This window comes from Acrocarpospora sp. B8E8, assembly GCF_039871605.1.
Classification (GTDB): domain Bacteria; phylum Actinomycetota; class Actinomycetes; order Streptosporangiales; family Streptosporangiaceae; genus Acrocarpospora; species Acrocarpospora macrocephala.
In genome coordinates, this window is sequence record NZ_JBDPLV010000061.1 from 1 (window position 1) to 24,200 (window position 24,200).

Genomic DNA, 24,200 nt, shown 5'->3' on the forward strand with positions numbered 1-24,200 from the left:
CCGGGCCTCCAGGTCTTCGAGAGGAGGAACGGTCATCACGCCTCCGCAATCTGGTTGTTTGATCCGTAACCAGAGTACTCGACGACCAGGACCGATCACAGGAACCTACGATTGTGTCCTACACCCCGCGGAAACCGATGTGACGCCCCGCGCACCACATGATCATCGGGCGGTCGGCTCCCGCCGAGGAGCGGGAGCCGGTCCGGGGATGGTCAGGTGGCCGCGCAGGTCACGGGATTGGGGAGGCCGTTGGTGCTGGACCAGCCGGCGTTGAAGCCGAAGGAGGTGGTGGCGTTCGGAGTGAGTGCCCCATTCCAGGACATGCTGGTAACCGTGATGTTGGCGCCGCTGGTGGTGTGGGTGCCGCTCCACAGCTGGGTGATGGTCTGGCCGTTAGGGAACGCCCATTTCACCGACCATGCGGTGGTGGGGGTGGTGCCGGTGTTCTTCACGGTCACCGTCGCGCCGAAGCCGCCGGGCCATTGGTTGGTCACGACGTAAGTCGCTGTACAGGCTTTCCCAGGAACGGGCGACGGGGACGGGGTGGGACTGGGGGAAGGTGAAGGCGACGGAGAGGGGGAAGGTGAGCGGGACGGAGAAGGTGAAGGGCTGGGAGATGGTGACGGGGAGGCAGGGCCGTTCTTGGCGGCCATTCGGGTGGAGTGGTCGCGGAAGATGGTGAGGGCGGGGTCGCCGAATTTGACCGCGTGATTGTCGCCACCCGCGGATCGATGGGGGTACCACCAGAAGGCGGAGCCGTCCCCGCCCTGCGCTTCGAAATGGTTGTAGATCTCGGTCCACCACTGGTTACGTGTGCCGTTGATGTCGGTGTTCCACTCGCCCATGAAGAAGGGTTTCCCGACCAGGTCATGGGAGTCGGAGATCCACCGGGTGATCAGCGTTTTCGTCTGTTCCAGGCTGAGCGCCGCCCACGCGGCCTGCGGATACGGATGAGCCGACGTGAAATCGATGTACGGCGACTGGTGAATGTAGACGAACGGATTACCCTCGTCCCCACCGAACCCGTAACGCGATTCATGACCTTCCAGACCGGTGCCGAGCAGGTGATTGGGATCGATCCCCTTCACATGCGCACCCATCTCGTCCACCCACGCCCGCAACGTGGCTCCGCTGACATTCTCGGCCGCGCTGACGTCCTGGTACCGAGGCTCGTTCATGAGCTCCCACGCGAAAATGGCGGGCTCGTCCTTGTACTTGACGCCGCTGTAGTGGTTCGTCCTGTTCAGCACGTACGACACGTAGTTCTTGTACTGCACGAAGCAGCCAGCGCATTGCGTCTTGTTGAAGAACTTAGCGCGGCCGGGATGCCCGCCGCTCAGCCCTTCCCATTGGAGTCGCGTGTCGATCCCCCCGTACGCCTCCCAGTAGTTCTCGAAAACCGGGATCAGCTTGATCCCATGCGATTTGGCGGACTGGATCACGTAGTCGAACAACGCGAACTGCTGGTCGTTGTAGACGCCTTTGGTCTTTTCGAAGCCGTGCCAGTCCTCATGACTGAACATCCAGAGGCGGAGCACGCTCACCTTGTCGGCCTGCAGATCGGCGAAGTGGGAGTCGATCTTGGCTTTGTCCATGTACTGGGTCTCGGTGTCGCCGAAACTGCCGCCGAAGGTGAACACGTCGTAGGTGTTGGCGCCGGCGAAGTAGAACGTACGCCCGTCAAGGCAGAAGTGAATGCCGCAACGGTAGGCGAACCCCGCCGGTACGGCGGCACGCGCCGGAGTGCGTGCCACCAGAACGCCGGAGACGGCGAGGACGAATGCGAGCAGCGCGGCGAGCAGAACGCGATGGGAGCGATGGGCGGGCAAAGGATCTCCTCGGTACGGGATCTGATCGAAGACAGCGCCTGACCCGTTGTCGAAACCCAGTGAAGTAATGGACCGGTTAAGTCACAAGAGGCACGAGCATGCCTCTTCGATCAACTGGGCCGACACCGCGCCAGGATCGACTCCCGATGAAACGTTCATTCGGACCGGTCGGCGAATTCCACCAGCGGATAGAGCACGCCGAGCACGACCGGCAGCCGCCACCACGCGGCCCGCTTGCAACTGATCCGGTTCAGTTTCGGATCACTAAATCCGAACGCGACAGGGCCTCAGCCGGAGGCCCCGTTAGCCGAGGTGTCGTGGGCCGAGCACCTCGCCCAGCTGGACTTCTTCGTCAAGAGCCCGGTGCTGCTCGGGCATGCGGCACTCCCCCAGATGCGAGCGCGACGATACGGCCGCATCATCCAGATCGACTCCGAGGTCGCCCACCGGCCGCCGCCGGGCAGGACATCGCGCACGCCGTGAGCTTCCTCGCCTCGGAACAAGCGGGTTTCATCACCGGACAGCGGATCGTCGTGGACGGCGGGCGCGCCCTGAACGCGTGAGCCCACTGGAGCGCGCTCCAGTGGGCTCACGAACGAATCAGCTAGCGGCCGTGCCGGCTGCCCGAGTGACCGCCGGGGCGGCCGCCCTGGCGGAAGCCGCCGCCCGTGCGGGGGCGGAAGCCGCCCCGCTGCTCGGCCGGGCGAGCCTCACCGTTCCAGCCGCCGCGCGAGTCGGACCGGCCTTCGCCGTTGTAGCCGCCCCGCGTCTCGGTACGGGGACGCTCCCCGCCCTGGTAGGACCCACGGTTGTCGCCGTTGCCCCGGTATCCGCCACGCTCGGCGCCCCGGTCCTCGAACCGGCGCCCGCCGTCCCGGTCACCCGTGAACGGACGCCCGCGCCCGGCGGGCCGGTCGCCGTTGAACGGCCGGTTGTTGCCGTACGGCCGGTCGCCGCCGGCCGGGCGATCCTGACGGTCGTAAGCGGGCCGGTCATACGCCGGGCGGTCGTTGCCGAATCCACGGCGATCGTCGCGGTCGTACGAACGCCCGTTGGGACGGTCGGCCGGGCGGCCGTTCTCGCGCGGACGGTCGCCGCCGAACGTGCGCGGCCCGCGGTCGTCGCGGAACTGCCCGCGCGGGGCTCCGCCGCCACTGTCACGACTGTCCCGACGCCGTGCCTCGCCGTCCTCCGCCGGGCGGCGGTTGAAGTCCTCGGAACGGTTGCGGTCGGCGTACCGGCGCGGGCGCCGCTCGCCGTCGCCGAAGCCGCCGCGCGGGCCGCGCTCCTTGGTGGCCCGCAGCGGCTTGCGTACGTCGGGCTCCCAGACCGGGATGGACTCGCCGGAGGGCTGCTGCGCGCCCGCGATCTCGGCCAGCACCGGGTCCCCGGGCACGACCTTGTGCCGGGACGGGTTGATCCCGGCCCGCCGCGCCATCGCCTCGGTGGTCCTGCGCTCGTTCGGCATGACCAGCGTCACCACCGAGCCCCGCTCCCCGGCGCGAGCCGTACGGCCACCGCGGTGCAGGTAACTCTTGTGGTCCGCCGGCGGGTCGATGTGCAGCACCAGGGTCACGTCGTCGACGTGGATGCCCCGGGCCGCGACGTCCGTGCACACCAGGACCTGGACGTTGCCCTCGCGGAACTCGCCGAGGATCCGGGTGCGCTGGTTCTGGCGCTTGCCGCCGTGCAGGCCGCCGGCCTTGACGCCGACCCGGGCGAGCTGCTTGACCACGCGGTCCACGCCGTGCTGGGTGCGGACGAACATGATCGTGCGGCCTTCGCGGGCGGCGATCTCGGCGGTGACGTCGGGCTTGTCATGGAAGGTGACCTGGAACATGTGGTGTTCCATCAGCTCGACCGAGGAGGTGGCCGGGGAGAGCGAGTGGGTCACCGGGTTGGTGAGGAAACGGCGGACGAGCTTGTCGACGTCGCCGTCGAGGGTGGCCGAGAACAGCAGGCGCTGGCCGTCGGCGGGGGTCTCGTTCAGGATGGCGCTGACGACGGGGAAGAAGCCGAGGTCGCACATGTGGTCGGCCTCGTCCAGGATGCTCACCTGGACGTCCTCAAGGGAGCACTCGCCCTGTTCCATCAGGTCGGTCAACCGGCCGGGGGTGGCCACGATGACCTCGACGCCGCGGCGCAGCGCCTCGACCTGCTTGCCCATGGACATGCCGCCGACCACGGTCTTCATCCGCAGGCTGAGGCCGCGGCCGAGAGGCTCCAAAGCGTCGGCGACCTGGAGGGCCAGCTCGCGGGTGGGCACCAGGATGATCGCCCGGGGACGGCGCGGCTGCGCCTTCTCACCAGCGATCCTGGCCATCATGGGCAGGCCGAAAGCAAGGGTTTTGCCAGAGCCGGTCTGGCCGCGTCCGAGCACGTCGTGCCCGGCGAGGATGTCGGGGATGGCCGCTCGCTGGATCGGGAACGGCGCGTTGATGCCGGCGCGGGCCAGGCCCGTGACGAGCGGGCGGGGCAATCCGAGCAGGGTGAACTCCGACACCGCCGGGGTCTCGGGGGCGAGAACGTCGGCGGTGACGGGCATAGCGGGGTCAAGCGTGGTCACGAAGTCGTGCCTTTCCATAGAAGATGACGTGCCGCAGCACGGGCGTTAGGGCGCGTCACTTCTGCGTAAGGACGAGCCAGGTGGTCCGGACGGCCTCAAGCCGTTCCGGACGAGGCACCCCTTTCAGGTGCCGGACGGTGCCGGTTCTGCGCACCGCCCCTGAGGCCGGGGATCCGTCCCCGGCCACGTCGCAGCCACGTCAGCGTGGCGCGAAGTCTGCTCAGCAGTGTGCAGGTGCCGCGGTTCACAGTCGCGGCGCGTAGTCACTGTTCGTGACCGACCCAGCGGCTTGGAAAAGCCGGAGTCCGATGTATCTTACCCCGGATTTCCGGGCGTCATGACCATCACACGTTGAAGCCCAGCATGCGCAGCTGGTCCCGGCCCTCATCGGTGATCTTGTCGGGCCCCCACGGCGGCAGCCACACCCAGTTGATGACCACGCCGGAGACCATGTCGGCCAGCGCCGAGTTGGCCTGGTCCTCGATGACGTCGGTGAGCGGGCAGGCCGCGCTGGTGAGCGTCATGTCGATGGTGGCGACCGGCCGCTCACCCTCGCCGGCGGCGTCCAGGTTGAGGCCGTAGATGAGGCCCAGGTCGACGACGTTGATGCCCAGCTCGGGGTCGACGACGTCCTTCAGCGCCTCCATGACGTCGTCCAGAGCCAGATCGCCGTCATATGCCGCCACAGTCGGCGTCTCAGTGGGCTTGCTCATCAGGAACTCCTCACCACAGCGTCCTTGTATGCCATCCAGGCCAGCAGCGCGCATTTCACCCGCGCGGGGAACTTGGCCACCCCGGCGAACGCGACGGCGTCACCGAGCACCTCTTCGTCGGCCTCGACCGTGCCCCGGCCCTGCATGAGCCGGGTGAACTCGTCGACCACCGCGAGCGAATCCTCGACCGTGGATCCGGCCGCCAGCTCGTGCAGCACCGACGCGGCGGCCTGGCTGATCGAACAGCCCTGCCCTTCGTACGACACGTCGGCGACCTTGCCCGACTCCACCTTGACCCGCAGCGTGATCTCGTCGCCACAGGTCGGGTTCACGTGGTGAACCTCGGCGTCGTACGGCTCTCGCAGGCCACGCCCCTGCGGGTGCTTGTAATGCTCCAGGATCAACTCCTGGTACATCGATTCCGCGATCATCCGAACACTTTCTGCACATGATGGAGCCCGCGAACCAGGGCGTCGATCTCGTCGGTGGTGTTGTAAAGATACAGCGAGGCCCGCGTCGTGGCCGGGATGCCGAACCGCAGGTGCAGCGGCCGCGCGCAATGGTGCCCGACCCGGACGGCGATGCCGAACACGTCGTCCAAGATCTGCCCCACATCATGCGGATGTATGTCGAAGCCACCCGGCGTCTTCAACGTGAACGACACCGTGCCTCCCCGCGACACCACCGACCGCGGACCGATCACCCGCAATCCCGAAATTTCCGACAAGGCTTCCAACGCGTACCCGGTCAGCTGCTGTTCCCACTCCTTGATGGCGGGCATGCCGACGTCGGTGAGGTAGTCCACCGCGACGCCCAGGCCGATGGCCTCGACGATCGGCGGGGTCCCTGCCTCGAACTTGTGCGGCAGCGGCGCGAACGTCGACCGGTCCATCCAGACCGCCTCGATCATCTCGCCCCCGCCCAGGAACGGCGGCATCGCGTCCAGCAGCTCCGCCTTGCCCCAGAGCACCCCGATCCCCGACGGACCGACCATCTTGTGCCCGGTGAAGGCGATGAAGTCCACGCCGAGCTCGGCCACGTCCACCGGCTTGTGCGGCACCGCCTGGGAGGAGTCCAGCAGCACCAGCGCGCCCACCTGGCGGGCCCGCGCCAGGATGGGCGAGATGGGGTTGACCGTGCCGAGCACGTTGGACTGGTGCGCGAACGCGACGACCTTCGTCCGCTCGTTGATGAGCTCGTCCAGGTTCGACAGGTCCAGGCGGCCCTCGTCGGTGACGCCGAACCAGCGCAGCGTGGCGCCGCTTCGCTGGGCCGCGAACTGCCACGGCACGATGTTGGAGTGGTGCTCCATCTCGGTGATGACGATCTCGTCACCGGGGCCGAGCCGGAACCGCTCGTCGGTGTTGAGGGGGTTCCCGAAGGCGTACGCGACGAGGTTGATCGCCTCGGAGGCGTTCTTGGTGAAGATCACCTCGTCCCGCGAGGGCGCGCCGATGAAGGCGGCGACCTTGTCGCGGGCGTTCTCGTACGCCTCGGTGGATTCGGCGCCCAGCGCGTGATGGGCCCGCCCCACGTTGCTGTAGTGCATCGACAGGTGGTCCCGCATGGCCTCGATCACCTGGACCGGCTTCTGCGAGGAGTTGCCCGAGTCCAGGTAGATCAGCGGCCGCCCGCCGGGCAGCTCGCGGGAGAGGACCGGGAAGTCCTTCCTGATCCGCTCCACATCAAGGCCGTCCATCAGAGCGCGGCCTTCGTGTACGCCTCGTAGCCCTCGTCCTCCAGCTTCTCGGCCAGCTCGGGCCCGCCCTCCTCGACGATCCGGCCGGCGGCGAAGACGTGCACGAAGTCGGGCGTCACGTAGCGCAGGATGCGGGTGTAGTGCGTGATCAGCAGCACCCCGGTGTCGCCGGACTCGCGGAACCGGTTGATGCCCTCGGAGACCACGCGCAGCGCGTCCACGTCCAGGCCGGAGTCGGTCTCGTCGAGGACGGCGATCTTCGGCTTGAGCAGCTCCAGCTGGAGGATCTCGTGCCGCTTCTTCTCGCCGCCGGAGAAGCCCTCGTTGGTGTTGCGGGTGGCGAAGGAGCCGTCGATGGCCAGCGCGTCCATGCCCTTCTTCAGGTCCTTGGCGAACTCGCGCAGCTTGGGGGCCTCGCCGCGGACGGCGGTGACGGCGCTGCGCAGGAAGTTGGAGACCGAGACCCCGGGCACCTCGACGGGATACTGCATGGCCAGGAACAGACCGGCGCGGGCGCGCTCGTCCACGGTCATGTCCAGCAGGTCCTCGCCGTCCAGCAGGACCCGGCCGGAGGTGATCGTGTATTTGGGGTGGCCGGCGATCGCGTACGCGAGGGTGGACTTGCCGGAGCCGTTGGGCCCCATGATGGCGTGCGTCTCCCCCGAGCTGACCACCAGGTCGACCCCCTTGAGGATCTCCTTGTCGCCGACGGAGACGTGCAGGTCGTGAATCTCAAGCGTGGACACGGTCATGACTCCTTCGAGAGCGAGACATAGACGTCGTCGCCGTCGATCTTGACTGGATAGGTGGGAACGGGCCTGGTGGCCGGCGGCCCGGTCGGCTTGCCGGTGGCCACGTCGAAGCAGGAGCCGTGCAGCCAGCATTCGAGGGTGCCGTCGTAGACGTCGCCCTCGCTCAGCCTGACCTCGGCGTGCGAGCACACGTCGTGGAGCGCGAACACCCCTTCGCTGGTACGCACGACCGCGACCGGGGTCCCGTCGACCTCGACGGGGATGACTCCCTCGTCCGGGATGTCCGCCAGCTTGCAGACCTTTTCGAATGTCATCGGGTGAGCTCCGCTTCCACCGCCGCCAGCACGCGCTCCTGGATCTCCGGCACGTCGATGCGCTGGATCAGCTCGTTGAAGAACCCGTGCACGACCAGCCGCCTGGCCTCCGACTCGGGGATGCCGCGCGCCTGCAGGTAGAACAGGTGCTCGTCGTCCAGCCGCCCGGACGCGGAGGCGTGCCCCGCGCCGGTGATCTCACCGGTGAGGATCTCCAGGTTCGGCACGGAGTCCGCCCGGGCCCCGTCGGTGAGCAGCAGGTTGCGGTTGAGCTCGTAGGTGTCGGTGCCGGTGGCCTCGGCGCGGATGATGACGTCGCCGATCCAGACGGTGTGCGCGCCCTCGCCCTGCAGGCCGCCCTTGTAGATCACGTTGCTGCGGCAGTCGGGGACGCTGTGGTCCACCAGCAGCCGGTGTTCCAGGTGCTGCCCGGTGTCGGCGAAGTAGAGGCCGACCAGCTCGGCGTCCCCGCCGCGACCGGCGTAGCCGACGCGCGGGGAGAGCCGGACGACGTCGCCGCCGAGGGTCACCAGGATCGACTTGAAGGTGGCGTCCCGGCCGACCAGCACGGTGTGCTGGGCCAGGTGCACCGCGTCCCGGTCGCTGTCCTGCAGGGCCACGAAAGTGACCTTCGCGCCGTCGCCGACCAGGAACTCGACGTTCCCGGCCCGGACGCCGGTGCCGGTGTGGGTGACCACGACGACGACCTCGGCCATCGGCTTGACGTCCACGACCAGGTGGGTGAAGAGCGTGCCGCCCTCGCCGTGCACGTCGATCCGGATCGGCTCGGCGACTACCGCCTCGCGCGGCACGGTGAGCACGGTCGCCTTCTCGAACGAGGCGAACGCCTGGGCCGCGACCCGGTCGGCGGGCTTGCCGGCCTTGCCGACCCGGGGGTCGTCGCGGCCGACCAGCTCGGCACCGATCCCCTCGGGGAGGACCAGTTCCACCTTGTCGGTGCCGTCGGAGACGGCGGAGCCGTCGTGCAGGCCCTTCAGCCGGGACAGCGGCGTGAACCGCCATTCCTCCTCGCGCCCGGTGGGGACCGGGAAATCGGCGAGGTCATATGAGGCCTTCTCGTGCAGGGTGACGAGAGGCTTGGTCTCCAGGCCCATGGTCAGCCCACCGCTCCTTCCATCTGCAGCTCGATGAGCCGGTTGAGCTCCAGCGCGTACTCCATCGGGAGCTCCCGCGCGATGGGCTCGACGAAGCCGCGGACGATCATCGCCATCGCCTCGTCCTCGCCCAGGCCGCGGCTCATCAGGTAGAAGAGCTGGTCCTCGGAGACCTTGGAGACGGTGGCCTCGTGACCCATGGAGACGTCGTCCTCCCGCACGTCCACATACGGGTAGGTGTCGGAACGGCTGATCTGGTCGACCAGCAGCGCGTCGCACTTCACCGTCGAGGCGGAGCCGTACGCGCCCTCCTCGATCTGCACCAGGCCGCGGTACGACGTGCGCCCGCCGCCCCGCGCCACCGACTTGGAGATGATGGTGGAGGAGGTGTTCGGCGCGAGGTGCACCATCTTCGACCCGGCGTCCTGGTGCTGGCCCTCGCCCGCGAACGCGACCGACAGGGTCTCGCCCTTGGCGTGCTCGCCCATCAGGTAGACGGCCGGGTACTTCATGGTGACCTTGGAGCCGATGTTGCCGTCGATCCACTCCATGGTCGCGCCCTCGTACGCCACGGCGCGCTTGGTGACCAGGTTGTAGACGTTGTTCGACCAGTTCTGGATGGTCGTGTAACGGCAGCGGGCGCCCTTCTTCACGATGATCTCCACGACCGCGGAGTGCAGCGAGTCGGAGGAGTAGATCGGCGCGGTGCAGCCCTCGACGTAGTGCACGTAGGAGTTCTCGTCGACGATGATCAGGGTGCGCTCGAACTGGCCCATGTTCTCGGTGTTGATCCGGAAGTAGGCCTGCAGCGGGATCTCCACGCTGACGTTCGGCGGCACGTAGATGAAGGAGCCGCCGGACCAGGTCGCGGTGTTGAGCGCGGCGAACTTGTTGTCGCCGACCGGGATGACCGTGCCGAAGTACTCCTTGAAGAGCTCCTCGTGCTCGCGCAGGCCGGTGTCGGTGTCGACGAAGATGACGCCCTTCTCCTCAAGGTCCTCACGGATCTTGTGGTAGACGACCTCCGACTCGTACTGCGCGGCGACGCCGGCGATGAGGCGCTGCTTCTCCGCCTCGGGGATGCCGAGCTTGTCGTAGGTGTTCTTGATGTCGGCGGGCAGCTCGTCCCAGGACGCGGCCTGCTTCTCGGTGGAGCGGACGAAGTATTTGATGTTGTCGAAGTCGATGCCGGTCAGGTCGGCGCCCCAGGTGGGCATGGGCTTCCTGCCGAACAGCCGCAGGCCCTTCAGCCGCAGGTCGAGCATCCATTCCGGCTCGTTCTTGAGTCCGGAGATGTTGCGGACCACGTCATCGGAAAGGCCACGGCGCGCCACGGCTCCCGCGGCGTCCGAGTCGGACCAGCCGAACTTATAGTTCCCGAGGCCTTCCAGCTCCGGGCGGTCGGTGATAGTCACCTTCCGGACTCCTTGCTCTCTCTTTGCTGCGGGCTGAGGATTACATGCGATCGGGGGCTTACATGGGTGGTGCAGATGCCGTCGCCGTGCGCGATGGTGGCCAGGCGCTGCACGGGCGTCCCGAGCAGCTGCCCGAAGGCCTCGGTCTCGGCCTCGCACAGCTGGGGGAACTCCGCGGCCACGTGCGCGACCGGGCAGTGGTGCTGGCAGAGCTGCTCACCGCCGGTGCCGGTCTTGCTCGCCGAGGCCGCGTAGCCGTCGGCGGACAGGGCTTCGGCCAGCACCCGCAGCCGCTGGTCCTCCGGCACCTCGCGCATGATCGGCGTGAGGCGGGCGACCAGGGCGGACACCTGCGAGCGGGCGAAGTCGGTCACGGCCTCGCCGCCGAGGCGGTCGGCCAGGAAGCGCAGGGCGCTCCCGGCCAGGTCATCGTATGCGTGTTCGAAGGCGCTGCGGCCGGCGTCGGTGATGCCGAACAGCTTCGCCGGGCGGCCCCGGCCGCGCTGCCCGCGCTGGCGGGCGGTGCGCGGCTCGATCATGCCTTCGGCCAGGAGGTTGTCAAGGTGGCGGCGGACGGCGGACGGGGTGAGCCCGAGCCGTTCGCCGAGCGCGGCCGCGGTCACCGGGCCGTGCTCCATGATGAGCCGGGCGACGTGGGCACGCGTCCCACGCTCGGCCGACGGCACAGCGGAGGGCCGCGAGGCCGCGGTCTCCCTAGTGTTCGCCGTCCCGGTCACGTATTTCACAACATCAGTGTGGCGTAATTCCTTCCCTCACCACAAACGGAAGCGGGATACGCGAAGAATGTAATTTGTCACGCAGGTAAGCCTTACCTAACCTGGGCAAACGCGATGATGGGCCGGAACCGATCAAGGCCCCGGCCCCTAATTCGCGATCAGGCCTGCTGCCAGGCGGCGAAAGGCGCGCGCTGCGGGTCGGCGAACACCGCGAACCGCCCCATGTCGGGCACGGTCATCGGCCCGTAGAGCTGCCGCGCGCCGAGGCCGCGCGCCTGCGCGATGGTGGCGTCCAGATCCGCGGTCCCGAGGTAGACCAGCCAGTGCGCCGGCACGTCGGCCGGGAACTGGCTGCCCATCTCCATCATCCCGCAGACCGTCTCCCCGGCCATCATGAACATGGTGTACGGCATGGAGCCCATCATGCGGTTCTCCGTGGTCCAGCCGAAGACCCGGGTGTAGAAGTGTTTGGCCGCCTCGACGTCGCGGGTCAGCAGCTCCACCCAGTTGAGCGTGCCCGGCTCGCCGGCCACCTGGGCGCCGGGGTGGCGGTTGGACTGCCAGACGCTGACGTACGCGCCGGTCGGGTCCTGGAAGACGGCCATGGTGCCCTCGTCCACGATCTCCATGGGCTCCATGATCACGGTGCCGCCGGCCTCCCGGACCGCCTGCGCGGTCTTGCCGGCGTCCTCGGTGGCGAAGTAGGTGTTCCAGCTGGTGGGCTGGTTCTCGCTCATCGTCCGGCCGATCCCGGCCACCGCCTTGCCGCCGCGGCGGAACATGCCGTATCCGCCGGTTTCCGGACGGTCGTCGAACTCGGCCGTCCAGCCGAAGAGCTGCCCGTAGAAGTCCGCCGACTCCTCGACGTTGGTGCTGGACAGGTCCACCCAGCAGGCCGTGCCCGGTCGATACCTCGTGAACTCCGGCATGCCGATCCCCCTTCTCGGTGACACAGGACGATTTAAGCGTTACACGGCATTTGTCCCGAAATCTGCTGACTTTGCGGGATTCCATGCAAGGGTTTACCTGGGACGCCGGAGGCGGGAGCGGGCTCGGCACTCCCTAAACTCGTAGGCATGATTTCCCCTGCCGTCGAGATCACCGGCCTGGTGAAGCGGTACGGGCGGACCACAGCCGTCGACGGGCTGACCTTGAGGTGCGCTCGTGGCGAGGTGACGGCGATTCTGGGCCCCAACGGCGCGGGGAAGACCTCCACGATCGAGATCTGCGAGGGGTTCCTGCGGTTCGACGCGGGTTCGGTGCGGGTGCTCGGCCTGCTTCCCGGGGACCCGAGTCTGCGGGCCAGGGTCGGGGTGATGCCGCAGTCCGGCGGGGTGCCGCAGGCGATCAGGGCGGGCGAGTGGCTGCGCCTGGTGTCCCGGTTCCACGCCCATCCGCTCCCGGCCGCCGCGCTGCTGGACCGGCTGGGCCTGACCGAGCACGCGCGCACGCCGTTCCGGCGGCTGTCCGGCGGGCAGCAGCAGCGGCTGTCGCTGGCCGCCGCCGTGATCGGGCGTCCGGAACTGGTGTTCCTGGACGAGCCGACCGCCGGGCTCGACCCGCAGGCCAGGCACGCCTGCTGGGAGGTCGTCGGCGAGCTCAGGGCGGCGGGGGTCTCGGTGGTGCTGACCACCCACTACATGGACGAGGCGGAGAAACTCGCCGACCACGTCGTCATCATCGACCGGGGCCGCGTCGTCTCCGAGGGCAGCCCCGCCGCCCTCACCGGCGCGGAACGCCAGCTCCGCTTCCGCGCCAGGCCCGGGCTCGACCTCGACGAACTGCTCGCCGCCCTGCCCGCGGGGAGCGCCGCGAAGGAGTCCCCGGCGGGCCACTACATCATCGAGGGCCTGGTCGATCCGTCGCTGCTGGCCACCGTGACCGCCTGGTGCGCCACCGAGGGCGTGACGACCGAGGACCTGAGCATCGAACGCCGCACCTTGGAGGACGTTTTCCTAGAGCTGACGGGAAGGGAGCTCAGGTGAACCGCCGCCAGGTCATGGAGCCCGCACAGACACGCCAGGACGAACCCATCCGGATCCGGCAAGTCCGAAATGCCCAACCGGTTCGCCTGATCGTGAGATTTCGGCATTGCCAACCGATCCGAATGGCGAGAGTCCGACAGGCCCCGGCGTTCCAAATCCGATTTTTCCGACAGATCCTGGCGGACGCATGGCGATGACAACTCTCGACTTCAGTCCCGCGCCCGGGGCCGCGCCGCTCGGGCGGATGGTGCTCGCGCAGGCGGGGGCCGAGGTCCGGGCGATGCTGCGCAATGGCGAGCAGCTGTTGCTGACCATGATCATTCCGGTGCTGCTGCTGGTCGGCTTCTCCAAGGCGCCGCTGCTGGATGTGGCGGGCGAGCGGGTGGATTTCGTGGCGCCGGGCGTGCTGGCGCTGGCCATCATGTCCACCGCCTTCACCGGCCAGGCGATCGCGACCGGCTTCGAGCGGCGTTACGGCGTGCTCAAGCGCTTGGGGGCCACTCCCCTGTCGCGTACCGGGCTGATGCTGGCCAAGACGGCGGCGGTGCTCGCGGTCGAGGTGCTCCAGGTCGTGGTGCTGGTCGCGGTCGCGCTGGGGCTCGGCTGGTCGCCGCGGGGTAATCCGCTATGGGCCGCGGCGCTGATCCTGCTGGGCACGGCGGCGTTCAGCGGTCTCGGCCTGCTGATGGCCGGGACCCTGCGCGCGGAGGCGACGCTGGCGGGGGCGAATCTGGTCTACCTGGTGATGCTGGGTCTCGGTGGGGTGGTGCTTCCGCTGTCGACGTATCCCCAGGGGATCCAGCCCGTGCTGGAGTTCCTTCCCCTGGGCGCCTTCACGGACGGGATGCGTTCGGTGCTCGCCGACGGCGGCGGGTTGCCGTGGCTGGCGGTGTGCGTGCTCGCGGGGTGGGCGGCGGTGTCGCTGACGCTGGCCGCGAGAACATTCCGATGGGAATGACCGCGAAGCCCGACCTTCCCATGAGGGATATTTAACTGTTCGCCCGAATTGGGGGCATACCTCTACGATTTGAGGGCTGCCTGGCTCATATGTGTGAGGAGTTGCGCTCGTGACCGCCGAGACCGTTTCCGGGTCCGCACGGCCGTACAGGATTCGGATCGGGGCGGGGGTCAGGGCCGCGTCCGATGCCGTGCCGCCGTCGGGGCTGGTGTTGCTGGGGATCGTGTCGGTGCAGGTGGGGGCGGGGCTGGCGAAGAACCTGTTCGCGATGTTGCCGCCGAGCGCGGTGGTGTTCCTGCGGATCAGCACGGGGGCGCTGGTGCTGGTGGCGCTCGCGCTGCCCCGGGTGCGCGGGCTCAGCCGCAAGGATCTGCTGGCGGGGGCGGCGTTCGGGGTCAGTCTCGGGCTGATGAACCTCTCGTTCTACGAGGCGCTGGCGCGGCTGCCGATGGGGATCGCGGTGGCGATCGAGTTCATCGGGCCGCTGACGGTCGCCGTGGTGGCGTCCCGGCGCAGGCTGGACCTGCTGTGGGTGGTGCTGGCGGCGGCCGGGATCATGCTGCTCGCGCCGTGGGGGAAGGCCGCGGGCACGAGCTGGGCGGGGATCGGGTTCGCGCTGGGGGCGGGGGCGCTCTGGGCGGCCTACATCCTGCTGTCGGCCTCGGTCGGGCGGCGCTTCCCCGGGACCACGGGATTATCCTTCGCGATGCTGGTGTCCACGCTGGTGGTCGCGCCGGTGGGGATCACCGCCGGGGGCATGGACCTGCTCCGGCCCGAGATCCTGCTGCTCGGGCTCGGCGTCGGGCTGCTGTCGTCGGTCATTCCCTACACGCTGGAGCTGGAGGCGCTGCGCCGGATGCCCAAGCGGGTGTTCGGCATCCTGATGAGCCTGGAACCGGCCGCCGCCGCGCTGGCCGGGCTGTTCATCCTGGGCGAGGTGCTGCACCTGCGCGAGTGGGCGGCCATCGGCTGCGTGATCATCGCCTCGATCGGCGCCACCAGATCCAATTAACCAGAAACCCGTCCCATAGCCAGCCGCATAACCCCGACCAGGCAACTCACCGCCGCGGCTGTCCAAGATCACGACTTTCCAGTTAAATCACTCAGGCTTGTTGGCCCAGATCCCCCGCACATGCTGGATGTGGTGGTTCATGAGGTGCTCGGCGGCGGTCCCGTCGCCGCGGCTGAGGGCGTCGAGCAGGTCGAGGTGCTCGTGCGCCGAGTTGGCCAGCACGCCCCGGTCGGCCAGGCCCTTCAGCCCGTAGAGCCGGGCCCGGCCGCGCAGGTCGCGCACGACCTCCACCAGGTGCGCGTTGCCGGACATGCCCAGCAGCTCCAGGTGGAAGCGCAGGTCGGCGTTGACGTAGGTGAGCAGGTCGCCGCGGACGGCGGCGGTGACGATCTCGCGGGCCAGCGGGCGCAGGCGCTCGAACTCGGCCGCCCTGGCCGGGTCGGCCAGCCGGGCCACGGTGGGGACCTCGATCAGCTGGCGGAGCTCAGTGATCTCGTCCAGGTCCCGTTCCGACATCTCGGTGACCCGGAAACCCTTGTTGCGCACGGCCTCGACCAGGCCCTCCTTGGCCAGGTCGAGCATGGCCTCCCGGACCGGGGTGGCCGAGACGCCGAACTGGGCGGCCAGCACGGGGGCCGAGTAGACCACCCCCGGCCGCATCTCCCCCGCGACCAGGGCCCCCCGCAACGCCTGGGCGACCTGCTCGCGCAGGCTCAGCCGCTCCCCCACCGCCGGCAGGCCGAGCCCTTCAGCTCCCCGAGCCATCCCACTCCCCACTCGCGTACTCCCTGCCAGCATGACATCCGTTCCGGGGCTTTCCGGGGCCGGAATGGTTCCGGCGGGATGGCCAAAGGGGGATCGTACCGTTTCGCATCCGGACAAACGGCATCAGGTGATCAGAGTAGGAATCCATTGGGGAACGGGTCAGAGGGGTCGAGGAAATATTGGGCGGTGCCGGTGATCCAGGCGCGGCCGGTGATCGTGGGGATCACGGCGGGGAGGCCGGCGACGGTGGTCTCCTCGATCAGGCGGCCGGTGAAGCGGGTGCCGATGAAGGATTCGTTGACGAAGTCCGTACCAACGGGGAGTTCGCCGCGGGCGTGGAGCTGGGCCATTCTGGCGCTGGTGCCGGTGCCGCACGGGGAGCGGTCGAACCAGCCGGGGTGGATCGCCATGGCGTGGCGGGACAGCCGGGCGTCGGATCCTGGGGCGAGGAACTGCACGTGGTGGCAGCCTTTGATGCCGGGATCGAGCGGGTGCGCGGGTTCGGGAATGGCGTCCATGATCGCCAGCCCGGCGTCAAGGATCTGCTGCTTGTACGCCCGATCGAACGGAAGCCCGACGGCTTCGATGGGGACAATCGCGTAGAAATTCCCGCCATAGGCGAGGTCGTAGGTTAATTCGCCGTATCCGGTGACTTTTATCGTCTGGTCCAGGGCGACGCTGAACGAGGGCACGTTCTGGATGGTGACCGAGGTCGCGGCACCGTCCTCGACGGCGACCGACGCGGTGACCAGACCGGCGGGCGTGTCGAGCCTGATCGTGGTCACCGGCTCGGTCACCTCGACCATTCCGGTCTCCACCAGGACGGTGGCGACGCCGATCGTGCCGTGCCCGCACATGGGCAGGCAGCCGGACACCTCGATGTAAAGCACTCCCCAGTCGGCGTCCGGGCGGGTGGGCGGCTGCAGGATCGCGCCGCTCATCGCCGCGTGGCCGCGCGGCTCGTACATGAGCAGGGTGCGGACATGGTCCAGGTTGGCCATGAAATATTCGCGGCGCTCCGCCATGGTGGCGCCCGGGATCACCCCGACTCCGCCGGTGATGACGCGGGTCGGCATGCCCTCGGTGTGCGAGTCGACGGCGTGGAACACCCGTTTGGTCCGCATGTCAGCGCAGCCCTTCCGCGAGGGCCTTCTCGGTCGCCGCCCGGACCGCCGCCGCCTGCGCGGGCAGCAGCGGCTGCCTGGGCGGACGGCAACCGCCGCCCGGCCGTCCGGCGAGGTCCATGGAAAGCTTGATGGCCTGGACGAACTCGATCTTGGCGTCCCAGCGCAGCAGCGGATGCAACGCACGATACAGCGGCTGCGCGACGCCCAGATCCCCGGCCATGGCCGCCCGGTAGAGGCGCACCGTGGCCTCGGGCAGCGCGTTCGGGTAGCCCGCCACCCAGCCGACCGCGCCGGCCAGGGCCAGTTCGAGCAGCACGTCGTCGGAGCCGACCAGCAGGTCCAGGCCCGGCGCCTGCTCCGCGATCTCGTACGCCCTGCGGACGTCGCCGGTGAACTCCTTGACGGCCACGATCAAGCCCTCGGCGTACAGCTGGGCCAGCAGCGCCGGGGTGAGGTCGATCTTGGTGTCGATCGGGTTGTTGTAGGCGACGATCGGCACGCCCGCCTCGGCCACGATCCGGTAGTGCTCGATCGTGGCGCGCTCGTCGCCGCGGTAGCTGTTGGGCGGCAGCAGCATGACCGCGCCGCATCCGGCCTCCCCGGCCTGCTCGGCCCAGCGCCTGGCCTCCTGGGCGCCATAGGCGGCGATGCCCGGCATGACGCGGTCCGCGCCGATCGCCGTGACGGCCGTGCGAACAACCTGGGCCCGCTCGCCGGCGGTCAGCGTCTGGTACTCCCCCAGCGACCCGTTCGGCACGACACCGTCACAGCCGGACGCCACCAGCCACCGGCAATGCTCGCCAAAAGCATCGAAATCTACGGACAAATCAGCTTTTAGTGGGAGTGCCGTGGCCACCATCACGCCGCGCCACGGCTTGTCACGTGTCATCGTTGGATCTCCTCAAAGGGTAGGCCGCCAGGTCCTGCAAGCTGATGGGCTGCGCGAACGGGCGGCGCGGCGGTGGCGGGTCCTCCCCGGCCAGCCGGGCGACGGCGTAGCCGCACATCCGGCCCTGGCACCAGCCCATGCCCGGCCGGGCCAGCGACTTGATCGACCGCGCGTCGGTGGCTCCCAGCTCCTGCGCTGCGCCGATCGCCCGGTACGGAACCTCCTCGCACCGGCAGACGATCGTGTCCTCCCGCAGCCAGCTCTTCCAGCCGTCCCGGACCGGGAACACCTCGTGCAGCAGCCGCGCGAACGCCCACGCCCGAGCCCTCCGGCGGGCGATTCCGGGCGGGACGGGCCTGCCGGTGATCGAGTGCGCGGCGATGACCCCTTCGAGCTCGGCCAGTTCCGCGCCGCCGACGCCGGTGGTCTCCCCGGCCGCGTACACGCCGGGAACCGAGGTCCGCATCTCCGCGTCGACGGCCACGATCGGGCTGCCATCGGAGTCCCGCGTGGTCGCGCACCCGAGCTGCACCGGCAGATCGAGTTGCGGGACGAACCCGTAACCCACCGCGAGCACGTCACACTCGATGTCCCGCGTCTTGACCGCCCGCCACTCCGCGTCGATCTTCGCCACGGTGACTTTCGTGAGCTCATCGGTCCCATGCGCCGCGACGACGGCCTGCCCCCGGTGGTACGGCACTCGATGCCGCGCCAGCTGTACCCCATAACCGGCACCTTCGAGGACTTTGGCGGGATACCGCGCCAATGCGCCCACCCGGCGAGCCGCCTCGAACACCCCGACAACGTGCGCACCGGCGGCGGCGAGCCCAGCCGCGACGGGCAGCAGGAACGGCCCGGTCCCCGCCACCACGATCCGCCGCCCGGCCACCACAAGATTCCCCTTGAGCAGCGCCTGCGCGCCCCCGGCGGTCATCACCCCGGGCAGATCCCAGCCGGGAAACGGCACCACCCGATCGTGCGCCCCCGTCGCGATCAGCAACCGCTCGGCCGCCAGCGTCCCACCGTCGTGGTGCACCGAGAACGAAGGTTCCACCGCCCACACCCGGCATCCCAGGTGAAGATCGACCCCAGCCAGACGATCACGAAGCCGCAGAAAGTCCCGCCTGGGTGAAGGCCCGGAAACTGGCGATCCAGACCCACCGCCTGGGTTAGGCCCGCCGCCCGCGCCACCAGCCCGCTCGACCTCGACACCGGCGTGCCCGTCTAGCTGAAGCTCGCCGCCTGCACCGCCACCCCGATGAGGCCGGTCGCGGGTCGCCCTATCTCGCGAGGTTTCCTTCCATACGCCGAAGTCTGGCGGCGGCTGGCGATGGAACTGACCGCCGAGCTGTGGGGCGGCGTCGATTAGTGCGACGTCCAGCCCTTTCCGGGCCGCGGTGCCCGCTGCCGCCATCCCGGCCGGACCGGCCCCGATGACTATGAGGTCATATTTCATGACGGGGTCACCTCGTCCCCGGGGTGGGCCACCGTCAGGCAGGCCCGGACGTTGGGTTCGCCGTTGACGGTGAGCAGGCAGTCGAAGCAGACGCCGATGCCGCAGAACAGGCCACGCGGGCGGCCGTTGATCCGGGTGGTGCGCCAGGATCGGATTCCGGCGGCGTGGAGAGCCGCGCCGATCGTCTGGCCGGGCCGAACCGGGATGGGCCGCCCGGAGAAGAGGATCTCAAAGGGGGCGGTCATGCGAACCTCTCGGGACGGAACGGGAAGAGGTCGATATCCAGTCGGTCGCCGGACATGCCGGACTCTCCCAATCCACCGGATTCGCTCGATTCGGCGAAGGGGCCGGGGCCACCGGAGGGATCGGATCCGCTGGAAGTGCTGAATCGACTGGAGGGGCCGGGGCGGTCGGAAGAGCCCAGTTGGCCGGAGGAGCTGGTGAGGAGTTGGGAGATCAGTAGGCCGGTGGCGGGGGCGAGGCCGATGCCCGCGCCTTCGTGGCCGGTGGCGTGGTAGAGGCCGGGGGCGCGCGGGTCGGGGCCGATGACGGGGAGGTGGTCGGGGCAGTAGGGGCGGAAACCGCAGTAGGCGCGGATCGCTTGTCTGCCGGCGAGGGCGGGGAACAGCGCGATCGCCTGTTCGGCCAGCCGGGCGAGAACCGGATAGGCGATATTTCGGTCATATCCGACTCGTTCGCGGCTGGCGCCGATGAGGATCGTTCCCGCCGGGGTGCCCTCCACGACCGCCGAGGTCTCCAGGCCCTCGTCTTCGCTGGCCACGTTGGTGACGTACGCGGCCGTGTAGACCTTGTGCCGGATCAGCGGCTCGGGGAGCGGTTCGGTGACCAGGATGAAGCCGCGTCGCGGCAGCACCGGCAGGTTGATCCCCGCCAGGGCGGCGACGTCGCCCGCCCAGGTCCCGGCGGCGTTGACGACGGCGCCGGCGCGCAGATCGCCCGCATCGGTCCGGACTCCGGTGACCCGGTCTCCCGATCGGGCGAAACCGGTCACCCGTACCCCCGTACGAACCTCGGCGCCGGAAGCGCGCAGCAGGCGGGCGGCGGCGAGCATGGGCTGGACCTGGGCGTCCTGCGGGTAGTGGACGCCGCCCGCCAGCCCGCGCGCGATATGCGGCTCGTACTCCTCCGGATCCACCACGGCGGCCCGCACCCCGCTGGACTCCTGCTTGGCGGCGAGCCCGGTCAGCGCGGTCAGCACCTCGGGCGTCTCGGCCACGACGAGGCCACCCTTCGGCTCGTACTCGAACCCGCCGACCGCCACGGCCAGCTCCGCCCAGAGCCCGGACGACAACAACGCCAGATCCAGCTCAGGCCCCGGCTCCTTGTCCGAGACCAGGACATTGCCCTCGCCGGCCCCCGTGGTTCCGCCCGCGACCGTCCCCTGATCCACCACGACGACGCTCAACCCGGCCCGCGCGGCATAGAAGGCACACGCGGCCCCCACGACCCCCGCTCCGATCACCACCACGTCCGGCATGGAAGTAAAATGTCACATTCCACTATGCCTTCGCAAGAGGGCGAAACGGGGACCGCACCCCTGGCCACCTACGATGTCAGGCGTGAACCTGCGCTCCCTCCATCAGTCGTTCTGGACCCCCACCCAGCGAAGCATGCGCTCATGGGCCCTCGCGGCGGTCGTGGTCAACGCGGGCATCACCGTCACCGGCGCCGCCGTCCGCCTGACCGGCTCCGGCCTCGGCTGCCCGACCTGGCCGAGATGCACCCCCGACAGCTTCATCCCGGTCGCGCACCCCGAGATCTCCCCGATCAACACCGCGATCGAGTTCGGCAACCGCATGCTCACCTTCCTCGTCCTCGCGGTCGCGGTGGCCTGCTTCCTGGCGGCCCTCCGCCTGACCCCCCGCCGCCCCGCCCTGGTCAGGCTGGCCGTGCTCCAGCCGATCGGCGTGCTCACCCAGGGCCTCTGGGGCGGCCTGGTCGTCCGCAGCGCGCTCAACCCGGTCACCGTGAGCGTGCACTTCCTCATCTCGATCGGCATGATCGCCTCCGCCTTCGCCCTCTACGCCCGCTCCGGCGAGGCCGACAACCCCCCGCAACGCCTGGTCCACCGCGACATCCGCACCCTGGGCTTCGTCCTGGTGGGCGCCGTCCTCACCCTCCTGGTCGCCGGAGTCGTCGTCACCGGCACCGGCCCCCACTCCGGCGACGAGGCCGCCTCCCGCTTCGCCTTCGACATCGAGACCGTCGCCCGCATCCACGCCGACCTCGTCTGGGTCGCCGTCGGCCTCACCATCGCCCTGGCCTTCGCCCTCCACGTCACCAACGCCCCCGGCCTCGCCCGCCGCGCCGCGCTGACCCTCTTCCTGGTCGAACTCGCCCAGGGAGTCATCGGCTACGTCCAGTACTTCCTGGCCGTCCCCGCCTTCCTGGTCGGCCTCCACGTCCTCGGCTCCACCCTGGTCTGGATCGCGACCCTCCGGGTGGTGTTCCTCATGCGCGACCGCGGCGCCCTGGTGGGCGCCGGACCCGTATTCGCCCACGCGGAATCACGTTAGACCGGCGGGGGGTACTGGGTGCCCGGGGGGACGTTCGGGGGCGCGCCGGGGGCGTAGCCGGGCGGGGGGACGCCGCGGGCGGCGGAGGCCTGGTGGCGTTCCGGGATGGGGAAGTTGGTGCGGGCGTAGGCCATGAGGTCGGCGAAGGCGCGCTGCCTGGCGCGGAAGTCGGGCTCGTTGACGCCGCCGCGGACGGCGCGTTCGTGCAGGAGGCCGAGTTCGGTGGCGGCGAGCTGGTAGTCGGTCATGGCGCGCACGCCCGCCTTGCCGCCGTGCGCCTTGGCCCATTGCCGGGCCTGGCGGCGCTTCTGCAGCGAGGAGAGCATGAAGATGTCGGAGGCGTTGATGAGCCCGTTCGCCTCGTACGGCGGCAGGTAGTGGTGGATGAGCCCGACGATCCGCTTCCGGTCGCGGACGATCACCCACAGCTCCACGACGAGCAGCGCCATCAGGAGCAGGTAGGCCACCGCCAGGCCCTGGAACCCGCCGAAGGAGGCGAGCCCGTTCCAGAGCCCGTGCAACACCATGGCCCCGAGCCACCCGAGCAGGACCACCCAGCCGGCGCCCTTGTGCAGCGCCGCGTACGCCACCGCGATGCCGATCATCGACGTGAACAGCGGATGCGCGAACGGCGACAGCACCCCGCGGAGCACCACGGTGGCGGCCAGGCCCTCGGGGCCGTTGTCGGCGAGCGCCGCCAGGTAGTAGCTGACGTTCTCCGACATCGCGAAGCCGAGGCCGACCATGCTGGCGTAGATGATGCCGTCGGTGGGGCCGTCCAGCTCCTGCCGCCGGAAGCGCAGCAGCCCGAGCAGGACCAGGCCCTTCATCGTCTCCTCGACCACCGGCGCGCCGATGGTGGCGACGTAGTTGCGGGCGGTGACCGCGTCGCCGAGCCGGTTCTCGACGTAGATCAGGTTGAGCGAGTTGAGGATGCCCGCGATGAGCACGGCCACGCCCGCGCCCCAGGCGAACGCGAAGATCAGGTTGCTGCGCGGCTCCGGCTCCATCCGGTCCAGCGCCAGCACGCCCGCGAGCAGCAGCGGCACCGGCGCGATGGCCAGCGCCAGGGCGATGAAGAACTGCACCGGATCCCCGTTGAGGATGTCGAAGGAGAACGACACCAGGGCACAGATCCCCGCCACGACGAGACCGAGAATCAGGCCGACCGACGGGCGTTCCCTCAGCACCGCGCGCGGATCAAGGCTCGCCATTCCGCGAGCGTAACCGACCCCCAACGTCCTGTCCGCTCTGGGTGACCAAGATTCTCATCAGACCAGGAGTGAGTCGACGGCCACGGCCAGGAACAGCAGCGCCAGGTAGATGTTGGACCAGTGGAAGAACCGCATCGGCCGCAGGTCGACCCCGGTCTTGCCGGCGTTGAGGCGGTGGCGCAGCGCGTACACCTCGAACAGGCAGGCGGCGCCGAGGGCGGCGGCGACGGCGGGATAGAGCGGGGTGGTCTGGGCGATCGGCCACAGCAGCAGCGAGCAGAGCACGGTCGCCCAGGTGTAGGCGATGATCTGGCGGACGACGACCCGGTCGGAGGCGACCACGGGGAGCATCGGGACGGCGGCGGCGGCGTAGTCCTCGCGGTAGCGCATGGCCAGCGTCCAGGTGTGCGGCGGCGTCCAGAAGAACACCACGCCGAACAGCACCACGGGCGCCCAGGCCAGCTCGCCGGTGATCCCGCCCCAGCCGATCAGCACCGGCATGCAGCCGGCGATGCCGCCCCACACGATGTTCTGCGACGTGCGCCGCTTCAGGATCATCGAGTAGACGAGCACGTAGAACAGGATGGCGCCCAGCGACAACCACGCCGCGAGCCAGTTGACCGTCAAGGCCAGGCCAAGAGTGGACAGCGCGCCCAAAATCACACCAAAGATCAGCGCGCCGCGCGGCGAGACCTGGTGGCGGGCCAGCGGGCGGCGGCGGGTGCGCCGCATCACCTCGTCGATGTCCCGGTCGATGTAGCAGTTGAGCGCGTTCGCGCTGCCGGCCGAGAGGGTGCCGAACACCATCGTCCAGGTGGCGGGCCACAGGCCGGGCAGCCCTCGGGCGGCCAGGAACATGACGGGCAGCGTGGTGATCAGCAGCAGTTCGATGATCCGCGGCTTGGTCAGCGCCACATAGGCCCGCACGACCTCGCCGACGGTGCGGCGGGCCGTTCTCGCGGCCCCTGCCGGGGCCATCGTCGGGTTGTTCGTCAGCACCGTCAAGGCGCTTCCAGCACGTGCGGGGTCAACGCGTAACCTCTGATTAGAGCGGATCTCCGGACAGCCGCCGGTAACTTGAGGACTCACTGTAGTCCGGGGAACCGGTGGTCCCTGA

The 24,200-nt window shown here is 69.2% G+C and carries 25 protein-coding genes; 6 read left to right on the plus strand and 19 right to left on the minus strand.

Annotation, left to right across the window (positions count from 1 at the left end):
* Positions 1 to 212: 212 nt before the first annotated feature.
* The gene (locus ABGB08_RS40760) at positions 213 to 1,829 is read right to left on the minus strand and encodes a cellulose binding domain-containing protein (protein ID WP_347601903.1); all 1,617 of its coding nucleotides are present in this window, start codon (positions 1,827 to 1,829) and stop codon (positions 213 to 215) included.
* Positions 1,830 to 2,141: 312 nt separating this feature from the next.
* On the opposite strand from ABGB08_RS40760, the gene ABGB08_RS40765 reads away from it, so the two are divergent.
* Positions 2,142 to 2,312 (plus strand): hypothetical protein, encoded by a 171-nt coding sequence (locus tag ABGB08_RS40765; RefSeq protein WP_347602024.1) that lies wholly within the window; start codon positions 2,142 to 2,144, stop codon positions 2,310 to 2,312.
* On the plus strand, positions 2,309 to 2,392 hold the full coding sequence (locus ABGB08_RS40770) for a hypothetical protein (RefSeq protein ID WP_347602010.1): 84 nt from the start codon (positions 2,309 to 2,311) through the stop codon (positions 2,390 to 2,392). Before ABGB08_RS40765 ends, ABGB08_RS40770 begins: the two co-directional genes overlap by 4 nt.
* Positions 2,393 to 2,433: 41 nt before the next feature.
* Here ABGB08_RS40770 and ABGB08_RS40775 read toward each other — a convergent pair whose 3' ends face one another.
* The 10 genes from ABGB08_RS40775 to ABGB08_RS40820 form a co-directional block, all read right to left on the minus strand.
* On the minus strand, positions 2,434 to 4,395 hold the full coding sequence (locus ABGB08_RS40775) for a DEAD/DEAH box helicase (RefSeq protein ID WP_347601905.1): 1,962 nt from the start codon (positions 4,393 to 4,395) through the stop codon (positions 2,434 to 2,436).
* Positions 4,396 to 4,739: 344 nt separating this feature from the next.
* Positions 4,740 to 5,108 carry a metal-sulfur cluster assembly factor gene (locus tag ABGB08_RS40780; protein WP_347601907.1) on the minus strand — a complete coding sequence of 123 codons (369 nt, stop codon included), beginning with the start codon at positions 5,106 to 5,108 and terminating at the stop codon, positions 4,740 to 4,742.
* Positions 5,108 to 5,539, minus strand: a complete 432-nt coding sequence (sufU, locus tag ABGB08_RS40785; protein WP_155349363.1) for a Fe-S cluster assembly sulfur transfer protein SufU — start codon at positions 5,537 to 5,539, stop codon at positions 5,108 to 5,110. The genes ABGB08_RS40780 and sufU overlap by 1 nt, the downstream gene beginning before the upstream one ends.
* Positions 5,536 to 6,807 (minus strand): cysteine desulfurase, encoded by a 1,272-nt coding sequence (locus ABGB08_RS40790; protein ID WP_347601909.1) that lies wholly within the window; start codon positions 6,805 to 6,807, stop codon positions 5,536 to 5,538. Before ABGB08_RS40790 ends, sufU begins: the two co-directional genes overlap by 4 nt.
* Complete coding sequence (gene sufC / locus ABGB08_RS40795; protein ID WP_155349365.1) at positions 6,807 to 7,553, minus strand: Fe-S cluster assembly ATPase SufC; 747 nt, start codon at positions 7,551 to 7,553, stop codon at positions 6,807 to 6,809. The genes ABGB08_RS40790 and sufC overlap by 1 nt, the downstream gene beginning before the upstream one ends.
* Positions 7,554 to 7,555: 2 nt before the next feature.
* Positions 7,556 to 7,873, minus strand: coding sequence for a non-heme iron oxygenase ferredoxin subunit (locus tag ABGB08_RS40800; protein WP_155356673.1), 318 nt, complete (start codon positions 7,871 to 7,873; stop codon positions 7,556 to 7,558).
* Positions 7,870 to 8,988, minus strand: coding sequence for a Fe-S cluster assembly protein SufD (sufD, locus tag ABGB08_RS40805; RefSeq protein WP_347601912.1), 1,119 nt, complete (start codon positions 8,986 to 8,988; stop codon positions 7,870 to 7,872). Before sufD ends, ABGB08_RS40800 begins: the two co-directional genes overlap by 4 nt.
* 2 nt (positions 8,989 to 8,990) lie before the next feature.
* Positions 8,991 to 10,403 (minus strand): Fe-S cluster assembly protein SufB, encoded by a 1,413-nt coding sequence (gene sufB / locus ABGB08_RS40810; RefSeq protein ID WP_347601914.1) that lies wholly within the window; start codon positions 10,401 to 10,403, stop codon positions 8,991 to 8,993.
* Complete coding sequence (locus ABGB08_RS40815) at positions 10,400 to 11,140, minus strand: metalloregulator ArsR/SmtB family transcription factor (RefSeq protein ID WP_347602012.1); 741 nt, start codon at positions 11,138 to 11,140, stop codon at positions 10,400 to 10,402. The genes sufB and ABGB08_RS40815 overlap by 4 nt, the downstream gene beginning before the upstream one ends.
* 158 nt (positions 11,141 to 11,298) lie before the next feature.
* Entirely contained in the window at positions 11,299 to 12,069 is a 771-nt protein-coding gene (locus ABGB08_RS40820; protein WP_155356676.1) for a VOC family protein, read from the minus strand.
* Between the two features lie 147 nt (positions 12,070 to 12,216).
* Between ABGB08_RS40820 and ABGB08_RS40825 the strand changes: the two genes are divergently transcribed.
* From ABGB08_RS40825 to ABGB08_RS40835, 3 genes are all read left to right on the plus strand, one after another.
* A complete protein-coding gene (locus ABGB08_RS40825; protein WP_155349371.1) occupies positions 12,217 to 13,125 on the plus strand; it encodes an ABC transporter ATP-binding protein in 909 nt (302 codons plus the stop codon).
* Positions 13,126 to 13,318: 193 nt separating this feature from the next.
* Positions 13,319 to 14,083 carry an ABC transporter permease gene (locus tag ABGB08_RS40830; RefSeq protein WP_347601916.1) on the plus strand — a complete coding sequence of 255 codons (765 nt, stop codon included), beginning with the start codon at positions 13,319 to 13,321 and terminating at the stop codon, positions 14,081 to 14,083.
* 109 nt (positions 14,084 to 14,192) lie between these two features.
* Positions 14,193 to 15,095 (plus strand): EamA family transporter, encoded by a 903-nt coding sequence (locus ABGB08_RS40835; RefSeq protein ID WP_347601918.1) that lies wholly within the window; start codon positions 14,193 to 14,195, stop codon positions 15,093 to 15,095.
* A gap of 87 nt (positions 15,096 to 15,182) precedes the next feature.
* Here ABGB08_RS40835 and ABGB08_RS40840 read toward each other — a convergent pair whose 3' ends face one another.
* The 6 genes from ABGB08_RS40840 to ABGB08_RS40865 form a co-directional block, all read right to left on the minus strand.
* Positions 15,183 to 15,860 (minus strand): GntR family transcriptional regulator, encoded by a 678-nt coding sequence (locus ABGB08_RS40840; RefSeq protein WP_347601920.1) that lies wholly within the window; start codon positions 15,858 to 15,860, stop codon positions 15,183 to 15,185.
* A gap of 131 nt (positions 15,861 to 15,991) precedes the next feature.
* Complete coding sequence (locus ABGB08_RS40845) at positions 15,992 to 16,984, minus strand: proline racemase family protein (protein WP_347601922.1); 993 nt, start codon at positions 16,982 to 16,984, stop codon at positions 15,992 to 15,994.
* A gap of 1 nt (position 16,985) precedes the next feature.
* Positions 16,986 to 17,876 carry a dihydrodipicolinate synthase family protein gene (locus ABGB08_RS40850; RefSeq protein ID WP_347601924.1) on the minus strand — a complete coding sequence of 297 codons (891 nt, stop codon included), beginning with the start codon at positions 17,874 to 17,876 and terminating at the stop codon, positions 16,986 to 16,988.
* Positions 17,866 to 19,332, minus strand: coding sequence for an FAD/NAD(P)-binding oxidoreductase (locus ABGB08_RS40855; RefSeq protein WP_347601926.1), 1,467 nt, complete (start codon positions 19,330 to 19,332; stop codon positions 17,866 to 17,868). The genes ABGB08_RS40850 and ABGB08_RS40855 overlap by 11 nt, the downstream gene beginning before the upstream one ends.
* Positions 19,329 to 19,577, minus strand: a complete 249-nt coding sequence (locus ABGB08_RS40860; protein ID WP_347601928.1) for a (2Fe-2S)-binding protein — start codon at positions 19,575 to 19,577, stop codon at positions 19,329 to 19,331. Before ABGB08_RS40860 ends, ABGB08_RS40855 begins: the two co-directional genes overlap by 4 nt.
* A complete protein-coding gene (locus tag ABGB08_RS40865; protein WP_347601930.1) occupies positions 19,574 to 20,830 on the minus strand; it encodes an FAD-dependent oxidoreductase in 1,257 nt (418 codons plus the stop codon). Before ABGB08_RS40865 ends, ABGB08_RS40860 begins: the two co-directional genes overlap by 4 nt.
* Positions 20,831 to 20,912: 82 nt before the next feature.
* On the opposite strand from ABGB08_RS40865, the gene ABGB08_RS40870 reads away from it, so the two are divergent.
* A complete protein-coding gene (locus tag ABGB08_RS40870; RefSeq protein WP_347601932.1) occupies positions 20,913 to 21,869 on the plus strand; it encodes a COX15/CtaA family protein in 957 nt (318 codons plus the stop codon).
* Here the strand turns inward: ABGB08_RS40870 and ABGB08_RS40875 are convergent.
* Complete coding sequence (locus tag ABGB08_RS40875; protein WP_347601934.1) at positions 21,866 to 23,083, minus strand: PrsW family intramembrane metalloprotease; 1,218 nt, start codon at positions 23,081 to 23,083, stop codon at positions 21,866 to 21,868. The genes ABGB08_RS40870 and ABGB08_RS40875 overlap by 4 nt on opposite strands.
* Positions 23,084 to 23,140: 57 nt before the next feature.
* Positions 23,141 to 24,061 carry a heme o synthase gene (locus ABGB08_RS40880; protein ID WP_347602014.1) on the minus strand — a complete coding sequence of 307 codons (921 nt, stop codon included), beginning with the start codon at positions 24,059 to 24,061 and terminating at the stop codon, positions 23,141 to 23,143.
* Positions 24,062 to 24,200: the final 139 nt, after the last annotated feature.

Coding starts and splice junctions, on each gene's coding strand:
- ABGB08_RS40780 (WP_347601907.1), bottom strand. CDS start 5,108: ATGAGCAAGCCCACTGAGACGCCGACTGTGGCGGCATATGACGGCGAT.
- sufU (WP_155349363.1), bottom strand. CDS start 5,539: ATGATCGCGGAATCGATGTACCAGGAGTTGATCCTGGAGCATTACAAG.
- ABGB08_RS40790 (WP_347601909.1), bottom strand. CDS start 6,807: ATGGACGGCCTTGATGTGGAGCGGATCAGGAAGGACTTCCCGGTCCTC.
- ABGB08_RS40800 (WP_155356673.1), bottom strand. CDS start 7,873: ATGACATTCGAAAAGGTCTGCAAGCTGGCGGACATCCCGGACGAGGGA.
- sufD (WP_347601912.1), bottom strand. CDS start 8,988: ATGGGCCTGGAGACCAAGCCTCTCGTCACCCTGCACGAGAAGGCCTCA.
- ABGB08_RS40820 (WP_155356676.1), bottom strand. CDS start 12,069: ATGCCGGAGTTCACGAGGTATCGACCGGGCACGGCCTGCTGGGTGGAC.
- ABGB08_RS40825 (WP_155349371.1), top strand. CDS start 12,217: ATGATTTCCCCTGCCGTCGAGATCACCGGCCTGGTGAAGCGGTACGGG.
- ABGB08_RS40830 (WP_347601916.1), top strand. CDS start 13,319: ATGACAACTCTCGACTTCAGTCCCGCGCCCGGGGCCGCGCCGCTCGGG.
- ABGB08_RS40840 (WP_347601920.1), bottom strand. CDS start 15,860: ATGGCTCGGGGAGCTGAAGGGCTCGGCCTGCCGGCGGTGGGGGAGCGG.
- ABGB08_RS40845 (WP_347601922.1), bottom strand. CDS start 16,984: ATGCGGACCAAACGGGTGTTCCACGCCGTCGACTCGCACACCGAGGGC.
- ABGB08_RS40850 (WP_347601924.1), bottom strand. CDS start 17,876: ATGACACGTGACAAGCCGTGGCGCGGCGTGATGGTGGCCACGGCACTC.
- ABGB08_RS40855 (WP_347601926.1), bottom strand. CDS start 19,332: ATGAAATATGACCTCATAGTCATCGGGGCCGGTCCGGCCGGGATGGCG.
- ABGB08_RS40860 (WP_347601928.1), bottom strand. CDS start 19,577: ATGACCGCCCCCTTTGAGATCCTCTTCTCCGGGCGGCCCATCCCGGTT.
- ABGB08_RS40865 (WP_347601930.1), bottom strand. CDS start 20,830: ATGCCGGACGTGGTGGTGATCGGAGCGGGGGTCGTGGGGGCCGCGTGT.
- ABGB08_RS40875 (WP_347601934.1), bottom strand. CDS start 23,083: ATGGCGAGCCTTGATCCGCGCGCGGTGCTGAGGGAACGCCCGTCGGTC.
- ABGB08_RS40880 (WP_347602014.1), bottom strand. CDS start 24,061: ATGGCCCCGGCAGGGGCCGCGAGAACGGCCCGCCGCACCGTCGGCGAG.